The organism is Planococcus wigleyi (genome assembly GCF_014836985.1).
Taxonomy (GTDB): domain Bacteria; phylum Bacillota; class Bacilli; order Bacillales_A; family Planococcaceae; genus Planococcus; species Planococcus notacanthi.
This window is the reverse complement of the sequence record NZ_JACSPU010000021.1, coordinates 1-595: the sequence shown is the minus strand read 5'-3', so window position 1 is coordinate 595 and position 595 is coordinate 1. Positions and strand designations below refer to the sequence as shown.

Here is a 595-nt window from a genome sequence, read left to right as displayed (position 1 = left end):
GCCTAATGCAGATTGAGTCATTTAGAAGTCTTGGAGCGTTGGTTTTTGGTCTAATAGCTTTTGGATTGCTTATTATTTTCTTTTTTTGGGACGATAAAGGTAAGTCTATTAAGTGGGCTTTGAAAATTTTAGCGAATATTTTTCTTTTGTGGTTCGTTTATAAATTGATCTTCAAATTTATTAAAGTATCATCGCGGGAAACAATGAAAGCTGTTAATCGTGGTTCACGTAAGGCTGCTGCCAGCGTTGGAACAAAGGATTACAAGTCAGAATTTGATTGGGAGCAAAGTGTTAAGCCAAAGATGCAGCGTTTTGGTTCGAATATCTTAATTCTTACAATTATTTTAGTTGTCATTGGTGGAATAGTATTCGCAGGTTTTATGATTTTTTAGAAAGAAAAGCACTGCAGACGCAGCGCTTTTTTATGTTCGCATATTAGGATATGATAAATCTCCACCATATATTACGTAACCAGGGTATAGATTTAGATCTTGTTTTTCCCACATATTTTGAGTAATGGAAGGTCTATCAGGAAGAGCTTTCTTATATTCTTCATATACCTTTTCTGTCATTAGTATGGGTGGAGTTTTAATTT

The 595-nt window shown here is 34.3% G+C and carries 1 protein-coding gene; it reads left to right on the top strand.

Going from position 1 to position 595, the window contains the following annotated elements; translation table 11 throughout:
• Positions 1-392 (top strand): hypothetical protein (locus H9630_RS18755; RefSeq protein ID WP_191716994.1); only part of this gene is annotated, 392 nt, incomplete at its 5' end.
• Between the last annotated feature and the right edge of the window lie 203 nt (positions 393-595).